The organism is Methanoculleus frigidifontis (assembly GCF_030464345.1).
Lineage (GTDB): Archaea > Halobacteriota > Methanomicrobia > Methanomicrobiales > Methanoculleaceae > Methanoculleus_A > Methanoculleus_A frigidifontis.
The window spans coordinates 1-25819 of sequence record NZ_VCYH01000004.1 but is presented as its reverse complement, the minus strand read 5'-3'; the positions used below and the strand labels follow the sequence as shown (position 1 = coordinate 25819).

22 protein-coding genes are annotated in these 25819 nt (G+C 63.3%); 8 read left to right on the top strand and 14 right to left on the bottom strand.

Translation table 11 applies throughout. The features are described 5' to 3' along the window. Positions 1-30: 30 nt before the first annotated feature. Entirely contained in the window at positions 31-2241 is a 2211-nt protein-coding gene (gene hypF, locus FGU65_RS06630; RefSeq protein WP_301663652.1) for a carbamoyltransferase HypF, read from the top strand. 57 nt (positions 2242-2298) lie between these two features. Here hypF and FGU65_RS06625 read toward each other — a convergent pair whose 3' ends face one another. The 3 genes from FGU65_RS06625 to FGU65_RS06615 all read right to left on the bottom strand — a co-directional run bounded on the left by FGU65_RS06625 (position 2299) and on the right by FGU65_RS06615 (position 8497). After that, positions 2299-4815: a PKD domain-containing protein gene (locus tag FGU65_RS06625; RefSeq protein WP_301663651.1), complete on the bottom strand. Its 2517-nt coding sequence runs from the start codon at positions 4813-4815 to the stop codon at positions 2299-2301. Position 4816: 1 nt separating this feature from the next. After that, positions 4817-6799 carry a hypothetical protein gene (locus FGU65_RS06620; RefSeq protein ID WP_301663650.1) on the bottom strand — a complete coding sequence of 661 codons (1983 nt, stop codon included), beginning with the start codon at positions 6797-6799 and terminating at the stop codon, positions 4817-4819. Positions 6800-6907: 108 nt separating this feature from the next. Beyond that, entirely contained in the window at positions 6908-8497 is a 1590-nt protein-coding gene (locus tag FGU65_RS06615; protein ID WP_301663649.1) for a DUF3821 domain-containing protein, read from the bottom strand. 555 nt (positions 8498-9052) lie between these two features. Between FGU65_RS06615 and FGU65_RS06610 the strand changes: the two genes are divergently transcribed. Further along, positions 9053-9760, top strand: a complete 708-nt coding sequence (locus FGU65_RS06610; RefSeq protein ID WP_301663648.1) for a hypothetical protein — start codon at positions 9053-9055, stop codon at positions 9758-9760. Positions 9761-9893: 133 nt separating this feature from the next. Continuing rightward, positions 9894-10568 (top strand): flavodoxin family protein, encoded by a 675-nt coding sequence (locus tag FGU65_RS06605; protein WP_301663647.1) that lies wholly within the window; start codon positions 9894-9896, stop codon positions 10566-10568. Between the two features lie 82 nt (positions 10569-10650). On the opposite strand, the gene rpl12p is transcribed toward FGU65_RS06605, so the two are convergent. The 8 genes from rpl12p to FGU65_RS06565 form a co-directional block, all read right to left on the bottom strand. Beyond that, positions 10651-10965: a 50S ribosomal protein P1 gene (gene rpl12p, locus FGU65_RS06600; RefSeq protein WP_301663646.1), complete on the bottom strand. Its 315-nt coding sequence runs from the start codon at positions 10963-10965 to the stop codon at positions 10651-10653. A gap of 38 nt (positions 10966-11003) precedes the next feature. Beyond that, entirely contained in the window at positions 11004-12029 is a 1026-nt protein-coding gene (locus FGU65_RS06595; protein WP_301663645.1) for a 50S ribosomal protein L10, read from the bottom strand. Further along, positions 12029-12670, bottom strand: coding sequence for a 50S ribosomal protein L1 (locus FGU65_RS06590; protein WP_301663644.1), 642 nt, complete (start codon positions 12668-12670; stop codon positions 12029-12031). Before FGU65_RS06590 ends, FGU65_RS06595 begins: the two co-directional genes overlap by 1 nt. Before the next feature lie 52 nt (positions 12671-12722). Continuing rightward, positions 12723-13199, bottom strand: coding sequence for a 50S ribosomal protein L11 (locus FGU65_RS06585; RefSeq protein WP_301663643.1), 477 nt, complete (start codon positions 13197-13199; stop codon positions 12723-12725). 102 nt (positions 13200-13301) lie between these two features. After that, a complete protein-coding gene (locus tag FGU65_RS06580) occupies positions 13302-13790 on the bottom strand; it encodes a transcription elongation factor Spt5 (RefSeq protein ID WP_301663642.1) in 489 nt (162 codons plus the stop codon). A 6-nt stretch (positions 13791-13796) separates the two neighbouring features. Beyond that, positions 13797-14009 carry a protein translocase SEC61 complex subunit gamma gene (locus FGU65_RS06575; protein WP_301663641.1) on the bottom strand — a complete coding sequence of 71 codons (213 nt, stop codon included), beginning with the start codon at positions 14007-14009 and terminating at the stop codon, positions 13797-13799. A 6-nt stretch (positions 14010-14015) separates the two neighbouring features. Further along, positions 14016-15113 (bottom strand): cell division protein FtsZ, encoded by a 1098-nt coding sequence (gene ftsZ / locus FGU65_RS06570; protein WP_301663640.1) that lies wholly within the window; start codon positions 15111-15113, stop codon positions 14016-14018. Then, the gene (locus tag FGU65_RS06565; protein WP_301663639.1) at positions 15110-16426 is read right to left on the bottom strand and encodes a D-aminoacyl-tRNA deacylase; all 1317 of its coding nucleotides are present in this window, start codon (positions 16424-16426) and stop codon (positions 15110-15112) included. Before FGU65_RS06565 ends, ftsZ begins: the two co-directional genes overlap by 4 nt. Before the next feature lie 92 nt (positions 16427-16518). Between FGU65_RS06565 and FGU65_RS06560 the strand changes: the two genes are divergently transcribed. Genes FGU65_RS06560 through FGU65_RS06550 form a run of 3 tightly spaced genes read left to right on the top strand, consistent with a single transcriptional unit; the run spans position 16519 to position 19774 of the window. Then, positions 16519-16701: a hypothetical protein gene (locus FGU65_RS06560; protein WP_301663638.1), complete on the top strand. Its 183-nt coding sequence runs from the start codon at positions 16519-16521 to the stop codon at positions 16699-16701. Beyond that, on the top strand, positions 16698-17900 hold the full coding sequence (locus tag FGU65_RS06555) for a molybdopterin molybdotransferase MoeA (protein WP_301663637.1): 1203 nt from the start codon (positions 16698-16700) through the stop codon (positions 17898-17900). The genes FGU65_RS06560 and FGU65_RS06555 overlap by 4 nt, the downstream gene beginning before the upstream one ends. Further along, complete coding sequence (locus FGU65_RS06550; protein WP_301663636.1) at positions 17894-19774, top strand: molybdopterin biosynthesis protein; 1881 nt, start codon at positions 17894-17896, stop codon at positions 19772-19774. Before FGU65_RS06555 ends, FGU65_RS06550 begins: the two co-directional genes overlap by 7 nt. Here the strand turns inward: FGU65_RS06550 and FGU65_RS06545 are convergent. Continuing rightward, complete coding sequence (locus FGU65_RS06545; protein ID WP_301663635.1) at positions 19683-20165, bottom strand: TIGR00725 family protein; 483 nt, start codon at positions 20163-20165, stop codon at positions 19683-19685. The two genes, FGU65_RS06550 and FGU65_RS06545, sit on opposite strands and share 92 nt — an antisense overlap. 115 nt (positions 20166-20280) lie before the next feature. On the opposite strand from FGU65_RS06545, the gene ileS reads away from it, so the two are divergent. Beyond that, positions 20281-23463 carry an isoleucine--tRNA ligase gene (ileS, locus tag FGU65_RS06540; RefSeq protein WP_301663634.1) on the top strand — a complete coding sequence of 1061 codons (3183 nt, stop codon included), beginning with the start codon at positions 20281-20283 and terminating at the stop codon, positions 23461-23463. Here the strand turns inward: ileS and FGU65_RS06535 are convergent. Both FGU65_RS06535 and FGU65_RS06530 read right to left on the bottom strand, forming a co-directional pair. Next, the gene (locus tag FGU65_RS06535; RefSeq protein WP_301663633.1) at positions 23443-24180 is read right to left on the bottom strand and encodes a tRNA(His) guanylyltransferase Thg1 family protein; all 738 of its coding nucleotides are present in this window, start codon (positions 24178-24180) and stop codon (positions 23443-23445) included. The two genes, ileS and FGU65_RS06535, sit on opposite strands and share 21 nt — an antisense overlap. 37 nt (positions 24181-24217) lie before the next feature. Then, positions 24218-24481: a PRC-barrel domain-containing protein gene (locus tag FGU65_RS06530; protein WP_301663632.1), complete on the bottom strand. Its 264-nt coding sequence runs from the start codon at positions 24479-24481 to the stop codon at positions 24218-24220. Positions 24482-24533: 52 nt separating this feature from the next. Between FGU65_RS06530 and FGU65_RS06525 the strand changes: the two genes are divergently transcribed. Then, a complete protein-coding gene (locus tag FGU65_RS06525; protein WP_301663631.1) occupies positions 24534-25664 on the top strand; it encodes a CBS domain-containing protein in 1131 nt (376 codons plus the stop codon). The last annotated feature ends 155 nt before the right edge of the window (positions 25665-25819 follow it).

Here is a 25819-nt window from a genome sequence, read left to right as displayed (position 1 = left end):
ATAACTCCATAAATTTTTGCAGATTTTCCGATGCGAACACGCGGCACAATTATCATCAGGGGCATCGTTCAGGGCGTCGGATTCCGCCCCTTTGTCTATGCAAAAGCGCACGAGTACGGTATGCGCGGGACGGTCAAGAACCTCGGGAGCGAGGTCGAGATCGCGGCGTGGGGCGACCGATTCCGGGAGTTCCTCGATGCCGTCTCGCACGGGACGCCGCTTTCGCGTATCGACTCGGTGGATGTCTTCGATCTCGCCGGAGAGCCGCCGGACTCGTTCACGATCCTTGAGAGCGGGACCGGGAGCCGGTCCGGGTTCATCCCCGCCGACGTTGCGACCTGCGATGCATGCCTCGCCGATATCACCACGCCCGGCAGCCGCTACGAGGGCTACTGGGCGACGTCGTGCGTCAACTGCGGCCCCCGCTACAGCATCATCACCGCCATCCCCTACGACCGCGAACGGACGAGCATGGACGTCTTTCCCATGTGTTCGCCTTGCGAGCGGGAGTACACCGACCCCGCCTGCCGGCGGCACCACGCCCAGACGATCGCCTGCAGCATCTGCGGCCCGCACCTTGCCCTCCTGAACCCGGGCGGGACGCCCGTTCCGTGCGCCGACCCGATCCGGGATGCGGCCGCCCTGCTGGACGCCGGGAAGATCCTCGCAATCCGGGGCATCGGCGGGTTTCACATCGCCTGCATTGAGGAGTCGGCGGCGGAACTGAAGCGGCGGCTCGGCAGGACCGAGCAGCCGCTCGCCGTGATGGCGACGCTGGGGGTGACGGAGCGGATAGCCGATGTCTCGGAGGAGGAACGGGCGCAGCTCACCTCCCGTGAGCGGCCGATCGTCGTCCTCCGGAAACGCGACCCGGAGAGCCATGCCTCGATCAGCAACCTGCACACCATCGGCGTGATGCTCCCCTACACCGGGCTACACCACCTGCTCTTTGCCGCTCTCGCCCGGCCGCTCCTGATCATGACCAGTGCCAATATGCCCGGCTACCCGATGATCACCGACCTTGCGCAGGCGTCCGGCCGCCTCGCCGGCCAGGTCGACTATATCCTCACCCACAACCGCCCGATCGTCAACCGTTGCGACGACTCCGTCGTCCGGGACGGCTACATCATCCGGCTCTCCCGTGGGTTTGCGCCCAGGCGTGCGGCGATCGATCTCGGGCCCCGGGGGATCCTCGGGGTCGGACCCGAGCTGAATGCCAACATCACGATCTACCAGAACGGGTTTGCGGTCACCTCGCCGCACGTCGGCAACGTCAGAAACCCCCCGACGCTCGCCTACCTGCAGGAGACGGTGGAGAATATCGGCGAGATCATCGGTGCCCGCTACGACACGATCGTCCACGACCTGCACCCCCGGTTCCTCTCGACCCGCTACGCCCGCGAGCTCGCGGAGGCGACGGGTGCACAGCTCCTGGCGGTGCAGCACCACCGGGCGCACATCGCCGCAGCCACCCGCGAGGAATGTATCGGGATCGCCATCGACGGCGTGGGCTACGGCGACGACGGGACAATCTGGGGCGGTGAGATCTTCGCGGGCCGCGTCCCCGACTACGATCGGGTTGCCCACCTCGAGGTGGTGCCGATGCCGGGCGGCGACCTTGCCACCCGGTTCCCGGAGCGGATGCTGTATGGGATCATGCCGACGGAGGAGATCCGGGATCTGCTTGCCTCCCGGGGCTGGCCGGAGCTCGAGCTCGGCGTCCTTGAAAAGCAGGTGGAAAAGCGGTTCAACGTCGCCGATACGAGCAGCACCGGCAGGCTGCTCGATGCGGCGTCGGCCCTCCTCGGGCTCTGCCGGGAGCGGACGTATGACGGCGAACCGGCGGTGAAGCTCGAATCGGCGGCATACCGCGGGCGGGCGGCGGCGTGGGACCTTGCGTTCACCGGCCGGGACGGCCGCGAGGTCTTCTCGACCAGATCGCTCCTTGCAGAAGCCTACCGCAGGATGCAGGCGGGTGAGCGTGTTGTCGACATCGCCGCGTCGGTGCAGTACAACCTCGCCCGGGGCGTCGCGGCGATGGCCGTCCGCGCCGCGGAGGAGCGGGGCATCGGGCGGGTGGCGCTCTCGGGCGGCGTCGCCTACAACCACGCCATCCGGGAGGCGATCCGGCAGGAGATCCTGGCCGCCGGGCTCGAGTACGTCATCAACCCCGACTACCCCCTCGGCGACGGGTGCATCTCCTACGGGCAGGTCGTCTGCGGGGGAAGCCTCGGGGAGTGAAGACCCTTCCACCGGACTGGTGCGGCCGCACAAAAGAGAAAAAAGGACTATTTTTCGTTAGATGAGGGTAAACCAGACGTCCCGCAGCCCGACGTTGTACTGGGCGATGAAGAGGGCGTCGCCGACCTCGATGATCCCGTTTCTGTGGACGTCGGTCTTTTGGAACTGTTCGGTGCCGCTCGCCGGTTTTGTCTCAAGGCCGACGACCTCTTTGAGCACCCGGAGCGTGTCGGCCTGGTTGACCGCACCGTCCCCGTTCGCGTCCCCGAAGAGGATCGGCGTGACCTTGATGTATGCAGATCGCGTGCAGGTCTCGCCGCCGCCGTTGAGCGTGAGCGCGACGGTGTAGTTGCCCGCTGCCGCGTAGGTGTGCACCGGATTCTGTGCGGTCGAAGTGCCGCCGTCGCCGAACGTCCACGACCAGGAGGTCGCGCTGATCGACGAGGTGTCGGTGAACCGAACCGTGAGCGGGGCAGGGCCGCCCGTCACGTCCGCGACGAAGGATGCGTTCGACTGCCCGGGAACGGCGAACCGTATGGCGACGGTTGCATGCGGGATGCCGGCAAGGTCAGTCCGTGATTTCGGTTCCGAGACGGCGTAGACGGTATACACGCCTTCCTGCAGGGCGCCGCCCCAGACCGCCCCGGTGTCCCAGCAATGCTCCCAGGTGTCGTCGACCGCGACGGCGGCGACGGTGAACGTCGCGGCGCTGCCGCTCACCACGGGCATCGAGAGGTTCATGAGGTTGGCACCCGCCAGCGGCAGCCCGGGCCCGGTCAGGAAGAGGTAGGTTGTCGTGCTGTCGGTGTTCGTCCCGGTGAGAGTGATCGCATCACCGATGGTCGCACTGCCGCCTCCCGGAGCCGTGATGCTGACCGTCCCGCGTTCGACGGTGATATACCCCGGCACGGACGTTGCATCGGTGCCGGCGGCGTTCGTCACCGTCAGGTTCACCGTGTAGGCACCGGCCGCGGTGTAGGTGTGGACCGGGTTCTGCTCGGAGGAGGTCTCGCCGTCGCCGAACGACCACGACCAGAAGGTCGGCTCGCCGGTGGAGGTGTCGGTGAACTGCACGGTGAGCGGCCTTATTCCTGCGGTGACATTGGCGGTGAAGTTCGCGACCGGCGCCGGGATCGGGACGGCGCGCTGGATAAGGCTGGTGATGATGTGGTCGTTACGGCTGCACGACCACCGGCAGGGTGTGTCTGAGGAGAACGCAACGGTGCTGACGTTCTCCGGGCGGAGCGCCGCCGGGAGCGTTACTGTGGTTCCGGCCTCTGCAGTTGCGGATGCTGCGTCAGTGACCTCCCAGACCGCACAGGTCGGTGCATAGGTCGCCGGGTGGATGGGGTCGACCGCCACTGCGCAGGAGAGAGTATACTGCCGGCCGGCCTCGACCTGTGTGTGATCGATGACGAACTCGATGCGCCCGCTCTTCTTTGTGATCGAGAGGAGCGGAAGATCGGTTGAGACGGTCTCCGGGACGAATGCGGGCCGGACGTCGACGGTCTCGGTGCAGTCAAGCCTGCCCCAGAGGCCGTCGAGGTCCACGGTGGCGAAGGTCATCTGCAGGGTGACCTGCTGTGCACCTGCCTCGGTGAAGGTCGTCCTGTTGCAGACCCGCTCCATGGTCACGCCGGACGTCCGGGGTGTCAACACCGAGGTCAGTGCCGTGGTCGCCAGCGTCGCGCCCGGGTCGATCGTGGTGGCGGGGGGGAAGTGCCAGGTTGCCCGTGTCCCGTTGAGCTCGGCGCAGGTATCGGGGATGAGCGCGACGATCGACGGTGCGTCGAGGGCGAACGAGAGGTTCCCGCTGATGCTCTTCTGGCTGTCTGCGGCGTTGGCGACGCCCGCAAAGTACACCAGTTGGCAGGGGGATGTACCGGCTGCGATGCTGTCGTTCGCCGTGCCCCGGTTGTAGTTGACGTTGAAGATGAGCCGGCCGGCCGGGAGCAGCTGCTGCACCCGGATGTACTGCTCCTTCGTCACCGTACCGTTTGCATTGTCTTTCGACGCCGTGAGCGAGATGGTGTAGTTGCCGGCCGCGGTGTAAGTGTGGACCGGGTTCTGCTCGGTCGCGGTGCCGCCGTCGCCGAACGTCCAGTTCCACGTTGCCGGGTCGCCGGTGGAGGTGTCGGTGAACTGCACGGTCAGGGGGGCGGTGCCGGAGGTGACATTGGCGGTGAAGTTCGCGGTGACGATATCGACGGAGAGATCACATCTCTGGATCGCTCCCGCGGTGTACGTGCTCTGTTCGTTCGCTGCGGCGCCGCCCACCCGGAACGTTATCGTCTGTCCCAGATCGGCTTCGGTTCCCTGGACAAGCAGTTTCAAGTCCCATGTCTCGTTTCCGCCGTACGTGCCGGATGCGGTCGTGGTCAGGGAACCCTTTTCCGTGCCGTCGATGAGTGCGGCGATGACCGTTCCGGCCGGTGCGGGATTGCCGTTGATGCTGACGTCACCGTAGAACGCGGATGGGAGGGGCGGGGGAGACGCGGCAACAGCCCCGCCAATACAGACAGTTATCAGGCAGAGCGCCAGAAGCCAGCGGAGGACTGTGGATTGTGCTGTCATATTATCCCGTAAGAGCTGCGAGCTCCCCTCCTTCGGTCATGAAGAGCCAGTAGCCCTGCCCCGGGTCCATGGTGCGGCTGTCGCTGTATGCGCCGCTGCCGCCGTTGACTATCGCAAGGCCGTACTCCTGGCTGTCGGCGTCCCAGCCGATGGCGTTCGTCCACGCCGCTGCTACCGAGAAGAGGGCGTCGTGCGCCGAAGCCGGGACGGTGCTCGAGAACCCTATCGCGTTCCATCCTGCCGCGAGGGTCTTCGACGGCGGTGTCGCCGCACCGCCGCTCGCGAAGATCAGGTCGACGGCGGTGCTGGTGTTCGCGTAGACCCAGTAGCCGTTCAGGGGCTCTATCGTGCTGTTGGCGTCAAGAGCGCTCCAGAGTTTTGTCGCCGCGTCATACCGGAAGATCGAGTGCATTGCCGTATCGACGTCCCCGAAGACCGCGGATGCATTGTCATTGCCGTCGGCAAGCCGTTTTGGGACCGAGACGAAGTTCCAGCCCGGCGCAAGATCGAGGGTGGCGGCAGACGGTGGGACGATGCTCTCGACGACCCGGAAAGCAGCGCTCCGGGAAACCGCGCTCCAGACCGATTCCTCCGTTACGGTGGAATTTACCGTAACGGTATACTCCCCGATCTCCAGCGAGGCGGCATCGACCGCGAACGACCACGTGTTGTTCAGTTCGCCTTCCCCGACTGTTACGTTTCCTGAAGCCACGGTGAGGTTGGATACGTTCGTTATTGCGACCCTCAGCGTCTCACTGGCGGCCAGGTTCGTCGTGCCGTCGATCAGGAACGAAGTGTTGGCGAGCTGATCCCCGATCGGATCAATAACAATCCAGGGTTCGCCGATCCAGAACGGGATCTCCACGTAGATGTCATCGACTGCAGGCGAGTTGAGCGCATTGATGAGCGCATCTCTGGCGGCGGATGACGTCAAGTATGCCAGGTTGACAGGCGTCATGCCGGGCGCACTGATGGTTGCAGGTGTCCCGGGAACGATACAGACGTCCTGCATCCCGTTTATCATCGGGTGCTGGATGACTGCGTTGTACCGGCCCCATGCCAGATTGGCGGTCCAGGCCGGACTGAGCGTATACGCGAAGGTGCCGTTCGCTGCAACGCTTGCGGCATTGCTGAGGAGCCGGAAGTTCGGCCCGAAGATCCAGACATAGACGTTAGCCGGGCTCCCCGTCGCGGTGCCGGAGAGGACAAGCGTGTCGCCCTGGACAACCGACGCGGGGTGCGCTCCGGCGGTCAGCGTCGGCACCTCGAGAGCGACGTCCACTGCTGCATACTGTGCGAGGTTCATATAATTCCTGAGCTCGGACTCCGCATAGATCGTGTACCTGCCGGGATCCATCACCGCTCCGAGGCAGGAGGTGTCCCACCGGTACTCCCAGGTGTCGTCTGCCTCGACGGCGACCGCAGTAAACGTGGTCATGTCGCCGTCAATGACGCAGGCCGTCACATCCTGGAGTTTAACACCGTTGATCGCCAGGTTCGGGCCGGTCAGGAAGAGAAACACCGTGATGTTGTCGGTGCACGTGCCGCTGAGCACGATCTCATCGCCGAGGGCATAGGTGCCGGAGCCCTCTGCGGTCATCGTGATGGCGGTTTCAGCCGGTGTGACGTCATCCTGGCCGGCATCGGGGGACGCCAGAACCTCAACAGCAATGCTCGGTTCAATCAGCCCGCTCGCGTTCCACGCATAATACGTACCGGGAATGCCGCCGATGTTGGATTCGGTCAGGTCGAACGCAACGGGGTTCGCCACATCGATGCTGTTGTCGGCAGACCCGGCCGCAAAGTCGCTGTAGTGGACGAGGCTGACGACGCTCGGGTCGAGCCCGGTCAGGTCGAGGTTCTCCTCACCGACGGAGACGGTATCGCCGGGATACACGGTTCGCGCTGCAGCGGGGGCGCAGAGCAGAGCCATCGCCAGCAGGAGAATACAGCAGACGATCAGTGAATTTCGATATACTGTCATGGGTTGTTCACCATTCCTGAATACGTACCGGTCATGTGAGAGGAGCGGGGGAGCTGTGGACGCTCCCTGGATTCGAGAATCCGGCGGAGACATGCGGATCGTGCCATATCACCCCGTAAGAGCCGCGAGCTCCCCTCCTTCGGTCATGAAGAGCCAGTAGCCCTGCCCCGGGTCCATGGTGCGGCTGTCGCTGTATGCGCCGCTGCCGCCGTTGACTATCGCAAGGCCGTACTCCTGGCTGTCGGCGTCCCAGCCGATGGCGTTCGTCCACGCCGCTGCTACCGAGAAGAGGGCGTCGTGCGCCGAAGCCGGGACGGTGCTCGAGAACCCTATCGCGTTCCATCCTGCCGCGAGGGTCTTCGACGGCGGTGTCGCCGCACCGCCGCTCGCGAAGATCAGGTCGACGGCGGTGCTGGTGTTCGCGTAGACCCAGTAGCCGTTCAGGGGCTCTATCGTGCTGTTGGCGTCAAGAGCGCTCCAGAGTTTTGTCGCCGCGTCATACCGGAAGATCGAGTGCATTGCCGTATCGACGTCCCCGAAGACCGCGGATGCATTGTCATTGCCGTCGGCAAGCCGTTTTGGGACCGAGACGAAGTTCCAGCCGGACGCAAGATCGAGAGTGGGCGTGGTGACAGCGTCATCCCCGACCTGTACCTGAACCTCATCGTACGACGAGGTGTCAGACGGGTTGACGACCTTAATCGTAAAAGTCTGATTCTTGGTGGCAAAGCCGGTGTTGAACTGCACCATGCGGCTTCCGTCTGCGGTTGTCGTCACGTACGCCTTGGTATATGTGTAGTTTGCAGCCTCGACGGCCGGGAGATCGACGTTGGGCGCCACTCCCGGCTGGCCGGGTGCGAGCAGCGGGTAGTCACTCTCGGCGGTCAGGCCGGCATCCTTCACATAGAGCCAGTAGGCTGTCCTCGGCGAACCGGCAACGGCCACGGCGAAGGACTGGCCGGGTGTGACGCTGCCGGTGCTGGATGCAAGGGAGAGGGAGTCTGCGCTGACCTCGAAGCTGACGGTGTTCGAATCATATCCCTTGCCTTTCAGGCCGGTGCCGTGCCCCCACTTCGCCTGTGCGGTGTAGGTTCCGGTATCGACATCGGCGAGGCTTATCCCGCCGACGTAGATCGTGGAGGTTTGGATTGGAATATTATACAGGTTTTGCCCGCCGAACAGGGTCAGCGTACCGCCGCAGGGGGTGGTGACCTCGATGTTCATGAAGGCAATCGGAGGAGTGGCATAGAGGCCGGCGACGTTGTTCTGGATCTCAAAGGCGAGTGTTGTGTCCCGGGTGACGGTCTTGCCGTCCACCGAGTCGGAACGAGAATTGTTCAGGACGACATCGAGGGTTGCGGACGGTTCCTTGACGAGGATGAAGGCATTAGGAACGATCATGCCGGTCGCGCTCCATGCATAGTACGTGCCGGTGATGCCGCCGACGTCGGCGGCTTTCAGGTCAAAGTCGTTTGCAGTCGGAACATCGATCATATTGTCGGCGGCGCCTGCCGTAAAGTCGCTGTAATGTACAAGTCGGACAATGCCCGGGTCGATCGCGGTCAAATCCAGGCCTTCTTCGCCGACGTAGATGGTGCTGCCGGCGGAGACCGTTCGCGCTGCGGCGGGAGCACAGAGAAGGCCCATCACCAGCAGGAGAATACAGCAGATGCTCAATGTAATTCGGTATGATTTCATGAATGATTCACCATTCCAGAGAGGATACTTATTGCGGGAAGGGCAGGAAAGAAAAACCTGAAGATCATGATAAGAATGCTGATAGTATTTCCGCCGGAGCCGTAGCGTTGCAACAGAACCTTCCCGGGGAACTGCTGCTGCCGTATCGCTCGCGAACTCCGCAGAGACAGTTTCGGCGCGATCGCCGGCGTGCGGTGCGGTGTGCGCTTCGATAGTATGCAATACCATCCGGAAATATTAATTCCTTTCGAAATTTCAACCGGCCTGAAGAGTGTCCCTCACGCATTCCCGGTTGGTGCAGTCTGCAATGGGCTGAAATAGTGACGTATCGCTTTTCATGGTATTCGGATCCGCCCGGGGACCTGCGGAGCGAACGTGCACACCGCCGGCCGGAACTGTCGGGAGCAAGGGTGCTTTGGGGGGCCGCCACAGTCCCGGGAACGGCGATCCGAAACCCCGCGCTCTCCGGCATGGGAGTGTTTTGGCGAAATCCGGCACCAGGAGCGTTTTGGTAGGTATATATACGGCAGAGCGATACCGGTTATACGATTGAGAATGCAGTATAGAACCCTTCTCCTGACCCTGCTGCTCGTCGCAGGCTGCATACCTGCAGTCATGGCAGCACCCGCTCTTCCGTGTGAATTCTACGGCGACATCAGCGTCAACGGCAATCCCGCGCCGGCCGGGACCGTGATCACCGCGACGATCGGGGGCGAGGAGCGGGGACGGCTCGTCACGTCGGCGGAGGGCGTTTACGGCGGCACGGGTTCTTTCGACGCCCGGCTGCTCGTACAGGCTGCGGAAGGAGAGGACCCCGCAGCCATCACGTTCCTCGTCGACGGCGTCACGTTCTCACAGACGGCACTCTACGCCCCGGGCGAAATAACCCGGATGGATCTCGCCGTCCAGATCGAAGAACCGAATGCCACGGTGACGACACCGGCCACGACCGTTGCCACCACTGCCGCCCCGACGACCACTGCATCTTCCTCCGGTTCGAGTGGTTCTTCTCCCGCAGGCAGCACGCCCACCACCGCCCAGACGCCGTCGCCCACCGCTTCTCCGGAACCGACGGGAACCTCCGGCGGTTCCGGGACGCCTGACCTCACGGCGTCAGCGACGGTTCAGGCGGCCGGCACGACGCTCCCCCGGTTTACCGCCGCAGCAGCTCCGACGCCGGCGGCGGCGACGCAGCAGGCCCCGCTGCAGTACGCCCCGTTTGCTGCGTTCGTCGTCCTGCTGGTTCTGATCAGGAAGCGGTGAGGCACCACATGAGGGCGGTTCTTCCCTGACAGAAAAACCGGGCGATCCCGCCCGCCGCTCAAGCCGTTTCTTGGCCGGTTCGATACCTTTATCCGTCTCCTGCCTTCACTCCCTGTAAAGGAGTACAATCTTCATGAAAGTCCTCGGATTGAACGCAAGTCCCCGGGGGGAGGAGAGCAGGACGCTGCGCCTCGTCGAGGCCGTCCTCGCAGGCGCCCGGGAGGAAGGGGCAGAGACAAAGCTCGTCGACCTCTACACGCTCCGCATCGAGTACTGCACCGCATGCGGTTCCTGCTACGCGACCGGCGACTGCCCCCTGATGGACGACTTCCCGGACCTCTTCGACGACATCCTCGACGCCGACGGGGTCGTCCTCGGTTCGCCGAACTATATTGACTCGGTCACCGCCCCCCTAAAAGCGGTCTTCGACCGCATGGCCGACGCCATCCACTGCCAGATGCTCACCGGCAAATTCGGGTGCTCCGTCTGTACCGCGGGTGGGAGCGGCCAGGATGAGGTCGTCGCCTACATGAACCGCGTCCTGACCACCCTCGGGGCGACCGCGGTCGGCGGCGTCGGCGTCGCCGTCGGGTGGGACCCGACTGCGCTCGAGCGGGCAGAAGGAGAGGCCGTCAACCTCGGGAAGAAACTCGCCGAATCGATCCGGGGCGAACACACGTATCCCGAGCAGGAGGAGCTCCACCGGCAGCGGCGCGAGTACTTCCGCCGGCTCGTTTCGGCGAATCGGGATCTCTGGCGCCACGAGTACGACTGGTACGTCGCGATGGGCTGGATCGAAGAAGAGTAAACCGGACGCGCCGGAGAAAAGATGTTTCGTTACGGTGTATCAGGCTCTGCAGCCCTGATGCGAATGTGATAAAAGAAGGGGTTTAGCCGAAGAGGGCACCGAGACCGGCCATGCCGCCCTCTTCGTCCTCTTTCTCTTCTTCCTTCTCTTCTTCCTCTGCGGGTGCTGCCTCTGCGGCTGCTGCGGGTGCAGCTGCTGCGGGTGCGGCGGCGACCGGAGCAACGGCGGCCTTGCTGATGGCTTCCTCGATGTCGACGCCCTCGAGGGCGGCGACGAGTGCCTTGACACGGGCGTCGACGACTTCGACACCGGCGGCGTTCAGAACCGCGGTCACGTTCTCTTCGTTGATCTCTTTTCCTGCGTTGTTCAGGAGCAGTGCAGCGTAGATGTACTCCATTTCATTCACCTCATTTTTTAATGCTGTCTGTATTGGGGTTACCCGAAGAGGGCTCCAAGACCGGCCATGCCGCCCTCTTCGTCCTCTTTTTCTTCTTCCTCTTCCTCTTCCTTCTCTTCTTCTGCCGGAGCAGCAGGTGCCTCTGTCGCGGCTGCGGGAGCAGCGGATGCTGCCGCAGCGGCCGCCTGCGTCGCCTCGTCGAGCTCGTAGCCCGAACCTGCGGCGGCGACTGCGATCGCAAGCATCTCGCGGAACGCTCTGCCGATGATAAGGTCGGCGACACCCTTCTCGTAGATGCTCGCCTCGACACCGAGGCTCTGTGCCTCGCGGAACGCCTTGGCGATGATGGCGCCGGCGGTCAGCTGCGTCGGGATGACGGCGTTCACCGAGAGGTTAAATGCCTGCTGTGCCGCAAGAACGACGTTATTGTAGTACTGCGTCTCGTCGATTGCCAGGAGATCGGGCGTAAAGATCGAATCCCGGTAGAACGCGGCCTGCAGAATGAGACCGACATCCATCGGCTTGATATCGAGTTTGACGAGCGCTTCTGCCATCTTCTTGTTGATGACCTCGCCTTTCTTCACGACTGTCTTGGTATCGCGAATTTTGACCTTGCCGCCCTCGATGGCAGCGGGGATACCGACCTGCTGGAGCTCGCCGACGATTGGCCCGGGTTTGAAGGATGTCGGGCCTTTCGGGACGACGATATCCTCGGGTGCGGTCTCACCCGGCTTTGCCGCCATCTTGGTCTTGGTCTGTTCGAGCAGTTTGAAGAGTTTGAACGGGTTTTCGTCGGTAAAGATCAGTGCGCTCTGCCCGGAGAGGTGGCCCTTCAGGTCCTCGACCTGGCCTCCCATCTCCGACATGGCGTGCTCGATGAGCGTGTTCCGGGTCATCTTGACCGTGGCAACACCGCGCAGGTTCTTTCTGATCTGCTGAACCTGCTTTGCGGGGATGCCGTACATGTCGACGAGCCCGACAACCTGGTGCTCCTCGGAACCGCGCTTGATCTCCTCGACTTCGTCCCGTTTCCACTGCGGCAGGTGCTGCGTATACACTGCCATCAGATCAACCTCACTGCTGGTCCCATCGTCGTCTTCACATAGACCGAACGAATATTCATGGTGCCGCCTTCCAGGACACCCTCGACCTTGTGCAGAACCGCATCGACGTTCTCTGCGATCTGCTCGGGCGCCATGTCGGTCTCGCCGACCTTGGTGTGGAAGGTCTTCTTATCCTTCGTCCGGATTTTCACTGATTTGCGAAGACGCTGGACAATCGGCCGTATATCCGCTCCCGGGGGAATCGGCATGGGCATTCTTCCGCGCGGACCGAGCCGGACACCAAGATAACGACCGACGAGCGGCATGACTGCCGTCTCTGCAAGGAAGAACCTGTACTCGTTCGCCATCTTGCGTGCTTCCCGGGGCTCGCCGCCGAGGCGCTCAATCTCATCGGGACCGATGATCAGATCCACGCCGGCCTCTTTTGCCTGCGTGGTGATATCGCCCTTTCCGAGGACGGCTATCTTGATGTCGTTAAAGCCGTTCGGAAGAAGGATCGTCTCATCGATACGGTTCTTTGGCTGAGCCATATCGATATTCCGGAGATTGATGGTGATGTCCACACTCTCGCGGAATTTGCGAGGTGGCGCCTGCTCGATTGCCGATTGCACGGCTTCTTTTATGCTGGATCTGTCAACCATCTCTTGCCTCCATAGTACGCGACCTCACGATCTTCTATGGGTGTTTGTTTGTCTATTCTGCGAGTACGCTATCAAACTCGCCCGCGTTGATGGCCCGGATCATCTCTTTGGGCTTCAGGCCCTCGACGGTGACACCGATGCTCACGCACGTACCGACGACCTCCTTGACGGCGGACTTCATGTCGTACGAGAGCATGTCATCAAACTTCATGCGTGCGATTCTGACAGCGGCCTCGAGGGGCAGGTTACCCACGTTCTGGGTATTGGGCTCTGCAGCTCCCTTCTCGGCACCAACCTCTTTCATAACGAGCGCCGTCGTGGGTGGAATACCCACGTCAACGGTGAAGTTCTTCTTGTCATCGACGGTGACGATCACCGGCACCTGCATGCCGTTGAACTCTGCTGTCTTCTTGTTGATCTCGTCGACGACAGCCTTCACGTTGATTCCGAGCGGTCCGAGTGCAGGTCCCAGCGGCGGCCCTGCTGTTGCTTTACCGCCTGATACCAGTACCTCGACCACTTCTGCCATAGATGTTTCACCAGCCTTTCCCACTCGGGATACTCAGCTTGGGTTAGATTAGGTCGACCTGCTGGGATTTAAAGGTATCAAATGATTTTAAAATAGGTTGTGTTATACGGCCTCTTCGCTCCGTTCCACTACACGGACGGAGTCGCCACGCACGGTGATCGGGATCGGGACCATGCTCTCGTAGAGTTCGACGGTGATCTCTTCTTTGCCCGTATCGATCCGTTTGACCACGGCCTTCTCGCCCTTGAAGGGGCCTGCAATGATCTCGACGATGGTGCCTTCGGTGATGCCGCTCACGACCGGCTTCGGGACGAGGAAGTGCTCGACCTCGGAGAGGTTGGTATACGATTCTTCACCCCTGAGACGGACGACGGCGCGTGCGTGGGGGATCTGTTCGACGAGCTGTTCCATTCTGGCGACGGAGTCGGGGCTCTCCACGAGGACGTAACCCTTCAGCTCCTCGGGAGCAATGACTGCCATGACACGGATATCTTTCTGCCCCTCGATCACCTTGGCAACGTTGTCGGCGACCGTCCGCTCCTGTTTGGCCGTGGTCTTGATAGCGTAGATCTTATTACCGGATTCGTTCATTCTGCATCAGGCTGGGATAATCTGCATTATTTCGTATATGGCGAATCCGACCAGACCGATAAGCAGGATACCGGCTGCTGCGACGATGGCAATCTTTGAGAACTCGTCACGGGTCGGCGTCCGCGCGAGTTTCAGTACGCGCCAGTACTTTCTGAAGAGCTCCTCTTCCAGTTTAACGGATTTGAGATTCTCAGGGATTTTTTCTTTATAGTCCATCATAACCGCTCACTTGAGAAAATCGATCTCAAACTGCTTCATCATACGTGGCGTACTCTTTTCGTTTCTTCCATATATTTGTGGTGACCGCACACCGGTTACCACGAGCAGCGTGCGCATCCTGTGCTGCATGTCGGGATCGACCTGGGCTCCCCAGATAATCCGTGCATCGGGGTCTATCCGGTCGTAGACCTCCTGAATGACGCCTTCCGCCTCGGACATGGTCATATCGGGGCCGCCGACCACGTTCACGAGCGCCGCCGTCGCGCCGGAGATGTCGACGTCGAGCAGGGGTGAGCGGAGCGCCTTCTTGACCGAATCTGCAGCCTTGTCTTCGCTGTCGCTCTCGCCCATGCCGATCATGGCGACGCCGCCGCGCTCCATGACCGTCCGGACGTCGGCGAAGTCGAGGTTGACGAGCCCCGGCATCGTGATCAGTTCGGTGATCCCCTTGACCGCCCGCATCAGCACCTCGTCCGAGACCTTGAAGGCCGCGTGCAGGGGGAGACGGGGCACGACCTCGAGGAGGCGGTCGTTCGGGACGACGATAACGGTGTCGGCGACCTCGCGGAGGCGTTCGAGGCCTGCCTCGGCGTTCTGTGCACGGATGGCGCCTTCCGCCGTGAAAGGCAGGGTGACCACCGCGATCGTCAGGGCACCCTCGTCCCTTGCTGCTTTGGCGACCACGGGTGCGGAGCCGGTCCCGGTCCCGCCGCCAAGGCCGCTCGTGATAAAGACCATGTCGCAGCCCGAGACGGACGCCAAGATCTCGTCCTCGTTCTCGAGTGCGGCCTCTTCGCCTACCTGCGGGATGGAGCCCGCCCCGAGCCCGCGAGTCCGCTGCCGTCCGATCAGGATCCGTTTGTCCGCGTTGCTGCGGATGAGGTGCTGTGCATCGGTGTTGAGCGCGACGAGGCGTGCCCCGTGCACCCCCTCCTCTGCCATGCGGGTGACCGTATTTGAACCGCCGCCGCCGCATCCGACGACCGCGATCTCGGTCCGGAGATCCCGCAGGATATCCTCGAGGTCGCTGTCCGTCTCGGTGGGTTCAATATACCGCTGCTCGCTTTTTGCCCGTGATAGTGCCTCTTCTACGATGGATTTCATGTATATCTCTCCAGTCCCGGGAGGTGTATTTCTTTAACGCTGTGTGCCCAAACCATATCCGGCGTGATTCGCCGCCCTTCAATCTCGATCTCCCTACCGCCGGCGAGTTTCCCGAAGAGCGGCCCCGGCGGAACACCCAGTCTGTGCGCCTTCTCAGGGTCGAACCGCGTCTTGCGAATCAGCAGATGATCTCCGGTAGCCACAGTGTTTCCGCTAATAAGTAAGAGTTTTACACACAAGGTAGTTAAATCATTTGCGAGTCGGAACTCTTCGGATTCATAGGTAATGAAGGTCGGAAGCACCTCCTGGCGGCCATTCGAGAGCGTTGCAACGGGCATTTGATCTATTTTTGACATCAATGCCGTTTTATCTGATTTTACCACTTCTTCAAGGAGTTCATGGTTTATCGAGACTGTCACGGGGATTCCTGCTCCCTGCAGATTGCGGATCTTCACCCGGCTGCCGGGAGCAACCTCGCCGGCGAGGGTGCGTATCTGCAGGTAGGTGTTCCAGTCGACATCCCCGATATCCAGAAGTTCGCTCTCGGTCAGGGTGAGGATTCCCGCCCGGCCGAGGAGATCGTCGACGAGACGCTCCTCCTCGCGTGAGAGTGCCTTGCGATCCACGTACGCGGCCACAGCGCGGCTCTTCTCTGCCATGGCTCTGACCATGGCGAGGTCGAGTGTCGGCACCTGCCGGTTTGACGATGCGATATGGCCGAAGGCCGCACGCGACCCGAGAGCGATCGCGGTCTGCCTGACGGCGTAGTGCGTCCCCCCGAATCCGATCAGGTTGATGGTGGATGCGGGCTGTGCCGTCAGGATGCTCGTCGCCACGGCACGCCCGGCAGCGGGGTCGGTCCACTCCTTCTCGGTGCTGCCGATCTCGACGAAGAGCGACGGTGTGGCGAGATCGGTCGGCCCGTGGTGCGTCACCTCGTAGGAGACGCGATATCCCTCCGGCGCGCTGCGTGCGCAGCGGTGCAGGAGTGCGTGCATCCACTCCGGTGCAGCGGGAGCAAGCATCCGCTCCTCCCCGCCGAGGGCGGCGGCAGCGTAGTTCCCGGTGACGTGGACGGTCAGGGCGGGCACCGGGTGCCTGCTCGAGTGCCGGGAGATGAAGAGGATCAGGTCGGCGTCGAGACCTGCATCGATCCGGTCCTGGTAGATGAGCCGTTCGTCGACCTCGAGAAACGTGAGGTCGTGCTGCTCTGTGAGCGGCCAGTCCTCCGGACCGTCGAGCAGTGAGAGGAGATGCTGCCTGATATTTACACCGCCCGGGTCCTGGCGGGAGTTTACGATCGCGATCCGCATGGATGAAAATGTTTGGAAGGAAGGTGCTAAATGGTAGTGGTTGACCGGTCGCTACAGTAAATCCTATCTTCCTGCACATGCTCATGAGTACCATGGATGAAGAGAAGATACGGGAAGTATTCCGTGCATATGGTATTGAGAATGAGATAACCTGCCCGGTGGCGTTCGAGATATCCGAGAAGTACAATATTCCCAAGATGGACCTCGCACGCTACTGCAACACGCGCGAACCGCGGATCAAGATACGGAGCTGTCAGCTGGGCTGCTTTAAATGAAACTGTTTCTGCAGGTCGTCTCCGTTGCCGAGGCGGTCGAGACCGCACGGGGGATCGCCCCGCCTCCCCGCAGTGAGGAGGTCCCGCTCGAGGATGCGCTCCGCCGTGTCCTGGCCGGAGACGTATGTGCCGACGTCGATATCCCCGGCTTCGACCGCTCCACCGTCGACGGCTACGCGGTTGCCGCGGCCGATACCGTGGGAGCGGGCGAGGCGATCCCGGCGATGCTCCACTACCGCGGCCGGGTCGCGATGGGGGGTGATGACGGCGCTGCCATCGCTCCGGGGTCGTGTATGTACGTCCCCACCGGAGGGCCCCTTCCCGCCGGTGCCGACGCGGTGGCCATGATCGAGTACTGCGAGCAGGTCGGCGACGACGTGCTGGTGCACCGGGCGGTCGCGCCCGGGGAGAACGTCGTCCATGCCGATGAGGACTTCACCGCCGGCGAGGTCGTCCTTGCGGCGGGAACGACCCTCTCCCCCCGGGACGTCGGGGTGGCGGCGGCCGCCGGCGCGGACGCGGTGGGCGTCGTTGCGGTGCCGAAGGTCGGGATCATCTCGACCGGCAACGAACTCGTTCCGGTGGTCTCGGTTCCCCGCACCGGAGAGGTCCGGGACGTCAACTCCTACCTCTGCGGCAGCTTCGTGACGGAGCGGGGGTGCCATCCGGTCTACTACGGCATCATCCGGGACGACCGGGACGCCCTTACCCGGACGCTCACCGCCGCGCTCGGAGAGTGCGACCTCGTCCTGATATCGGGCGGGAGCTCGAAGGACGAACGGGACAATACCTCCGCCGCCATCGCATCGCTCGGGCAGGTCCTGGTCCACGGCGTCGCCATCGCACCCGGAAAGCCCACGATCATCGGGCAGGCGGCGGAAAAACCGGTGATCGGGCTTCCCGGCCATCCGGCGTCCGCGTACGTCGTGCTGGTGGCGATCGTCGATCACCTGCTCGCCGCGATGATGCAGACAGAGGTTGCCCGCCGCACCACCGCCGCCCGCATGGCGCAGAACGTCCCGTCGCAGCGGGGCAGGGAGGACTACGTGCGGGTCGCGGTGCAGGATGGCCGGGCCACACCGGTCTTCGGGAAGTCCGGCCTTTTAAACACTCTCGTCCGGAGCACCGGCCTCGTCCGGGTCCCGGCAGGGAGGGAGGGTCTTGAAGTGGATGAAGAGGTCGAGGTGATCCTGTGGTGAGGCGCTACCTCTCCGTCATCTCCCTCGCCGAGGCGAACGCGCTCGTCGCCCGCTCGTTCGATTTTGCGCCTGGAACGGAGACCGTCCCGCTCGAGAACGCGGTCGGCCGGATCACCGCGAACCCCATCTTCGCCCGGTTCTCGGTCCCCGAGATCCACCTCTCCGCGATGGACGGGATCGCCGTGCGGAGCGCCGAGACGGTCGGGGCGAGCGAGCAGCACCCGGTCACGCTCTCCTCCGCCGCCCGCGTCAACACCGGCAACATCGTGCCGCCGGAGTACGACGCCGTGATCATGATTGAGGACGTCTGGGAGGAGGACGGCGGCGGGTATACCATCCGAAAGCCGGTCAGCCCCTGGCAGCACGTCCGGCCGGTCGGCGAGGACATCGGGGAGTCGGAGATGATCGTCCCCTCGCGCCACCGCGTGCAGGCGCACGAGACCGGGGCGCTCGCCTCCTACGGCGTGACCGAAGTCGAGGTCTACAGCGTCCGGGTCGGGCTGGTCCCGACGGGTTCGGAGCTCGTGCCCGCCGGCGAGCGCCCTGCTCCCGGCAAGGTGGTGGAGAGCAACACCCTGATGGCAGCGGCGGTGCTGCGGGAGGCGGGGGCGGACGCCCGCCGCTACCCGATCGTCGTCGACGACTACGACCTCATCCGGGACGCCGTCCTCCGGGGCGTCAGGGAAAACGACGTCCTGCTCATCTCCGCCGGCTCGTCCGCCGGCACCCGCGACTTCACCGCCGACGTCATCGCGGACCTCGGGGAAGTCCTCGTCCACGGGGTCGGGATCAAGCCGGGCAAGCCCGTCATCATCGGGCGGATCAATGACAAACCGGTTATCGGGCTTCCCGGCTACCCGCTTGCGGCCCTCACCGTTCTGCGCGAGATCGTGCTCCCCCTCCTCTCCCGCTCCGGGCTTGTCCGCCCGGAGCCCGAGACCGTCGAGGCGCGGATGACCACGAGCCTCCACTCCGAGATCGGCACCGACGAGTTCGTCCTCCTCACCGCCGGGAGGGTCGGCGACGCCTGGGTGGCGGTGCCCCAGTCCCGGGGTGCGGGCGTCCAGATGAGCGCCGTCCGGGCAAACGCCTTCATGCAGATCCCGGCATCGAGCGAGGGCGTCGAGGCCGGGGAGACGGTTCGCGCACGCCTCCGGGTGCCAGAGAGCCTCGCAGAAGAGGTGCTGCTGATCACGGGCAGCCACGACCCGGCGCTCGACCACCTCGCCGATATCGTCCGGCCGGCCGGCGTCGATCTCCACTCCACGCATACCGGGAGTATGGGCGGGGTGCTCGCGCTGAAGAAGCGGGAGTGTCACGCGGCGCCGATGCACCTGCTGGCCCCGGACGGGAGCTACAACATTCCGTACCTGCAGCGCTACCTGCCGGATGCCGACCTTCTCCTCCTCTGCGTGGCCGAGCGGCAGCAGGGGATCATCTCCCGTGACGGCATGACCCTCGACGACCTGCCGGGGCACGCCTTCGTCAACCGGCAGAAAGGCTCCGGGACGCGGATGCTCCTCGATCACTTTCTGAAGGAGCGCGGGTTCGATCCCGCTTCGATACCGGGCTACGACCGCGAGATGACGACGCACCTTGCGGTGGCGCTCGCGGTGCGCACCGGCGATGCGGATGCCGGGATGGGCGTCTACAGCGCCGCAAAAGCCCTCGATCTCGCGTTTTCGCCCGTGGCGACGGAGCGCTACGAGCTCGTCATGCACCGCGACACCGTCGATGACCCGCGGGTCGCCGCGCTGATCGAGGCGGTCTCGTCCGACCGGTTCAAAGCGGCTCTCCGCTCTCTCGGCGGCTACGAGACTCGTGAAACAGGCGTCCTGCGCGAACTGCGAGCAGGACAGCCTCTTCGGGAGTGAGGCACTTCATCACTCCCTCGATCTCCCAGGTCCTATAGCCGAAGACCGGGATGTCTGTTTTCAGGGCGATCGCAATCTCCGAGAGGGTGCCGTATCCCCCGCCGACGGCGATGACGGCGTCTGCCGACTGCACCAGCACCACGTTGCGGGCGTGCCCGAGCCCGGTCCTGACGACGACGTCGAGGAACCGATTGCCGCCCTCCGTGCCGGGCAGGATGCCGACCGTCGTTCCGCCCGCCTCTTTTGCGCCTCTGCAGGCTGCCTCCATCACGCCGGAAAGGCCGCCGCAGACGACCGTCTCGTGGTTGCCTGCGATGAGGTAGCCGACCGTCTCGGCCGCTTCACACTCCTCTGCCGAAGCATCCCCCCTCCCGATGACCGCTATCTGCATGGATGCAGCATCGGCGCCCCGGCATAAAGAGGTGGTGCCCGCCTGGAGGTACTCCAAAATACTTTGTCCCCGGAGCGCCACATACTACACAGAGTGTGTTTATGAGGGATTCAAGGTGAAAGAGGTCACCAGCAGCTACGATGCGCATGCCGTTGAAGAATGGGCTCAGGACTTCTGGTCGGTGCGCGATACCTATGCAGAAGTGCAGCAGCTCCGCAGCGCCGGCAGGCCGTTCTTCTTTGTCGACGGACCGCCGTACACCACCGGCCACATCCATCTCGGTACCGCCTGGAACAAGATTCTCAAGGACGCGATCCTCCGCTACCACCGGATGTGCGGCCGCTCTGTCATCGAGCGTGCGGGCTACGATATGCACGGCCTTCCGATCGAGGTGAAGGTGGAGCACGAGCTCGGGTTTACGTCCAAGAAGGATATCGAGGAGTACGGCATCGCAGCGTTCATCGAGCGCTGCCGGACATTCGCCGAGACGCACAAGGATATCATGAGCGAGCAGTTCAAGCGGCTCGGTATCTGGCTCGACTTCGAGAATCCCTACCAGACGATCACGGAGGACTACATCGAGGCCGCCTGGTGGACGCTGAAGCGGGCGGAGGAGCGCGGGCTTCTCGAGCGCGGGCACCGCGTGGTGAACTGGTGCCCCCGGTGCGAGACCGCCATCGCCGACTCTGAGGTGGAGTACTGGGACGAGAAAGACCCGTCGATCTTCGTCAAGTTCCCGGTCGCGGGTCGGGAGAACGAGTATCTCGTCATCTGGACGACGACACCGTGGACGCTCCCGGCGAACGTCGCGGTCGCCGTCGATGCCGACTTCACCTATGCGCGGGTGCTTGCAAAGAAGGACTTCGCCGAGGAGCTCCTCTGGATCGCCGACGATCTCGTCGAACCGGTGCTGAAACTCGGGCGGTACCAGGACTACGAGGTGCTCGAGCGCGTGCCCGGCAGCGATCTCGTGGGTGTGGAGTATACCTCTCCGCTTGCCGCGCAGGTGCCGCAGCAGCGCGAGATCCGCCACCGCGTCGTCGCGGCCGACTTCGTCACCATGGAAAACACCGGCCTCGTCCATATCGCGCCCGGCCATGGGTGGGACGACTACCTGCTCGGCATCAAGGAGGGGCTCGAGGTCTTCTGTCCGGTCGACGGCGGCGGCTGTTTCCTCCCCTCGGCCGGGGCCTTTGCGGATATGTACGTCCGCGATGCCAACGACGTGGTCATCGACGCCCTCGGCGACAATCTCATCGCCAGAAAGACGATCGTCCACCGCTACGGTCACTGCTGGCGGTGCAAGACGCCGATCATCTTCCGGGCGACGGAGCAGTGGTTCCTGAAGGCGACCGGTATCCGCGACCGGATGCTCGAGGAGATCCGGGACGTCGCCTGGCACCCCGAGTGGGCGGGAAGCGCCCGGTTCCACGATTTCGTGGCCGATTCGCGCGACTGGTGCATCTCCCGGCAGCGCTACTGGGGTATCCCGATCCCGATCTGGCAGTGCGAGGCGTGCAGCACGTACACCGTCGTCGGGACCATCGCCGAGCTCGCGGATCTCTCCGGCACCACCATCCCGGACCCCCACCGCCCCTACGTCGACGGCGTCACCCTGCCCTGCTCCTGCGGGGGCGTGATGCGTCGCGTCGAGGACATCTTCGATGTCTGGTTCGACTCGGCCGTGGCTTCCTGGGCGACGCTCGGGTTCCCGCGGCAGCGTGAGGCCTTCGAGAAGTACTGGCCCGCCGACTTCATCACCGAAGGCCAGGACCAGACCCGTGGCTGGTTCTACTCCCAGCTCGGGGCGAGCATGATTGCCTTTGACCGCTCGCCCTATAGAAGCGTCCTCATGCACGGGTTCGCCCTCGATGCCGAGGGCCGGAAGATGAGCAAGAGTTTCGGCAACGTGGTGACGCCCGACGAGGTGATGAACCAGTACGGTGTCGACGTTCTCCGCCTCTACATCCTTTCGGCGAGCGCCCCCTGGGACGACCTGAAGTTCAACTGGGACGGTGTCAAGACGGTGCACCGGGCGGTCAACATCCTCTGGAACGTCTACCGCTTCCCGCTGCCCTACATGATCCTGGACGCGTTCCAGCCTGCAACGGATGCGGACGGTCGGTGGGACGCCTCGCTTCTCCGCGAGCGCCGCCGAGACCTCCCCGAGGCGGACCGCTGGATCATCTCCCGGGTCAACTCGCTCGCCGGACAGGTCGAGGAGGAGATGGAAGAGTACCAGCTGCACCGGGTGACCCGGGCGCTGACAAACTTCGTCCTCGAGGACCTCTCGCGCTGGTACGTCCAGCTCGTCCGCTCCCGGATGTGGCTCGAGGAGGATGCGCCGGAGAAACGCTTCGCCTACGAGACGATCTATTACGTCATGCGCCGCCTTGTCGGCCTCTTCGCGCCCTTCGTCCCGCACATCACCGAGCAGATCTACCAGAATCTCCGGATGGAGGGTGACCCCGAGAGCGTGCACATGCTCGACCGGATAGAGCCCGATCCCCTCCTCATCGACACGCACCTCGAAGCGGCGATGGACGTCATCCGCTCCTTCGACGATGCGGTGGCGAACGCCCGGCAGGCCGGAAAGCGCAAGCTCCGCTGGCCGGTCGAGGAGTGCGTCGTGGTGACCGAAAGCGATCTCGTCAGGGATGCCGTCGGGGACCTCAAGCCGCTTGCGCGGGCCCGCGCGAACAGCCGGACGGTCACGGTTGTGGAAGGTGCCTGGGACCGGCTCAGCTGGCAGGCGGAACCGGTGATGCGTGCAATAGGGCCGGAGTTTGGGAAGGAAGGGCCGAAGGTGAAGGCGCTGATCGAGCAGGCCGGCGGCAGCGCCCTCAAGGCCGCGATCGAGGCGGACGGCAAGGCCGCGCTCGGCGGTTACGAGCTCACCGCCCGGCACGTCACCTTCACCGAGTCGCTCCCGGAGGGGGTCTACGCCGCGCCCATGAAGGACGCGACGGTCTACGTGGACGTGACGCTGACGCCCGACCTCGAGGCCGAGGGGTATGCCCGCGAGGTCATCCGCCGGATCCAGGAGATGCGCCGGCAGCTGAACCTGAACGTGGACGACTTCATCGCCGCCGACGTGCAGGTCGAGGACTCCCGGGTCGCCGACCTGATCCGCTCTGCGTGGGCGACGGGCATCAGCCAGGAAGTCCGGGCAAAAGATCTGGTCATCCGCTCGCCGGGCGAGAACGGCGATCAGGGACGGAAGTGGGCGCTTGCAAAAGACTGGGACGTGGAAGGCGTCTCCATGCGGATGGGTATCTCACAGGCCGGCGGTCAGTGAGGCGATCAGCCGCTCCCCTTCCGGTGTCGAGAAGAGCGGCAGGTCGTCGAGAACCCGGGGCGTCTTCCGGGTCGTCTCCACAACTTCGCCGGTTACGGGGTTGTACCCCTCTTTTATCACGGTCTCCCGGCAGACCAGCGTTCCCCGGCGCTGCCATGCCGGGGTTTCCGCAAGGTTCACGCCCCGTGCAAACATCATCTCGTGCATTGCTGCGGCCGATACTCCCCGCAGGCGCGTGGCGGCGGCACGGGAAGAGAGCCCCTCTTCGATGAGCGCCTGCTGGCAGTAGCCGTTGATGTGATTGCGCCAGGCCTCGTTCTGCCGCCAGGTGAGATACTCGACCGCGAACTCGGGCGTCGCCGGGATCACCCGGGCGTCGAAGGAGAGGGGCGTCGTAAGCCCGAGCTGAATGGTGAGGGCGCTTGCGGCAAAGGCTGCGGCGACCGAGTCGAGCTTCTCGATTCTCCCGGAGAACGGCAGCGTCGTAAAATAAAGGCTGACCTCGTCGGAAAAAGTATAGGCAAATGCGGGTTCAAGCCCGCTCCCGGTGAGGAGCTGCTGCGCGACCGCGGTCATGCTTCCGTGGAACACCGGATCAAAGGGCTTTGAGAGGCGCAGCTCGCGGGAGAGGCGGTGAAATGCCCGTCCGTCGAGCCTGATAAATATGGGCGGGAATATCGACAGTGCGGAGAAGATCTCCCTCTCGTGCGGATCCATCGCAGCGGGCGGCGTTTTGTAGTCCGGAATCGTTGCGTTACTCTTTCTCCTGCGGGGATTTGAAGACGCCGGCAACGTGGCGGATCAGGACGATGTCGCTGATGTTCTTGATGATGCGGAAGGGTATCTGCAGTCCTTTGTAGCCCTTGATCTCGCCGATCTCGGGGTTCAGGTTCCCGACGGCGAGCGAATCGATCTTCTTGGCGTCCACATCGATCACGACGTCATCGACACTCCCGACATAGACGGCCTTGTCGGTATAGACATTCAGTCCGAACAGCTCTGTGATCTGGGTTCTCATCGGTATTCTCTGAAGGTATATATCTATAAACGTAAAAAAGATACTCCTTTTCATGGACGCCTCGTTACAGATAGGGAAGATTGCAGGGATCCCGGTCAAACTGCACTGGAGTTTCCTCCTGGTGATACCGGTCTTTGCCTGGATCATCGGCAGCCAGATCGTGCTGACGACGGAGCTCATCGCCGATCTCTTCGGCGTGCCGATCGATATGACCCTGATCACCGCCGGATGGAATCCGTATATTCTGGGGACGGTTGTGGCGCTCGGCCTCTTCTTCGGGGTATTCATCCACGAGATGGCGCACTCGCTCGTCGCCAAGTCCAAGGGGCTCAAGATCAACAGCATCACCCTGCTGATCCTTGGCGGCGTCTCCTCGATGGAGGAGACGGTTCCTGATCCGAGGGTGGAGCTCCCGATGGCGCTCGCCGGGCCCCTGACAAGCCTCGTCGTCGGGCTTGTCTGCAGCGCTCTCGTCTACGTCTTTGCCGGCATACCCGACTCAGCCGTTGCCGGCGTCCTCGTCTTCTCCTTCGGCTACCTCGGGCTCCTGAACGTTCTGCTCTTCGGGTTCAACCTGCTGCCGGCGTTCCCGATGGACGGCGGCCGGGTGCTCCGTGCGTGGCTTGCAAAAAGAATGCCGCTCAACCGCGCTACCCGGATCGCGGCGGATATCGGACGGGGGTTTGCGGTGGTCTTCGGGATCATCGGGTTTCTGCTCTTCAACCCTATCCTGATCATCATCGCCTTCTTCATCTATATCGGGGCGAACCAGGAGGCAACGTCGCTGCGCTACAACGTTCTCCTGCAGGACGTCTCGGTCTCGGATGCCATGAGCACGCCGGTCAGAACCGTCCCGCCGGCCATGCCGGTGACCGAGGTGGTCGAGCTGATGTACGATACCAAGCATCTCGGGTTCCCGGTCGTTGAGAACGGCGCCCTCACGGGGATCATCGCGCTCTCCGACGTCCATAAGATCACGCCGCATGACCGCGAGGCGCTGCAGGTGCGCGATATCATGTCAAAGAGCCCTATCACCCTCCCCCCCGACGCCCCGCTGATCGAGGCTCTCCGGATCATGTCGACGAACGATATCGGGAGGATCCCGGTGGTCGCGAACCGCGACCTCGTGGGGATCGTCACCCGGACGGACGTCGTGCGGGTGATGGAGCTCAAAGAGGCGTGAGCAGATCTCCTCTTTTTTTCATTTTTCTCGCGATATCTGTCTGCATTTCTTTTCCAACATGTTCCGTGCCGGGGATTCGCTGCAGCACATGTGGAAAACCGGACCGTGATGAGTGTCTTCACGGGGGTGGGGGCAGGGGAGGGGGCCTGCCCCCT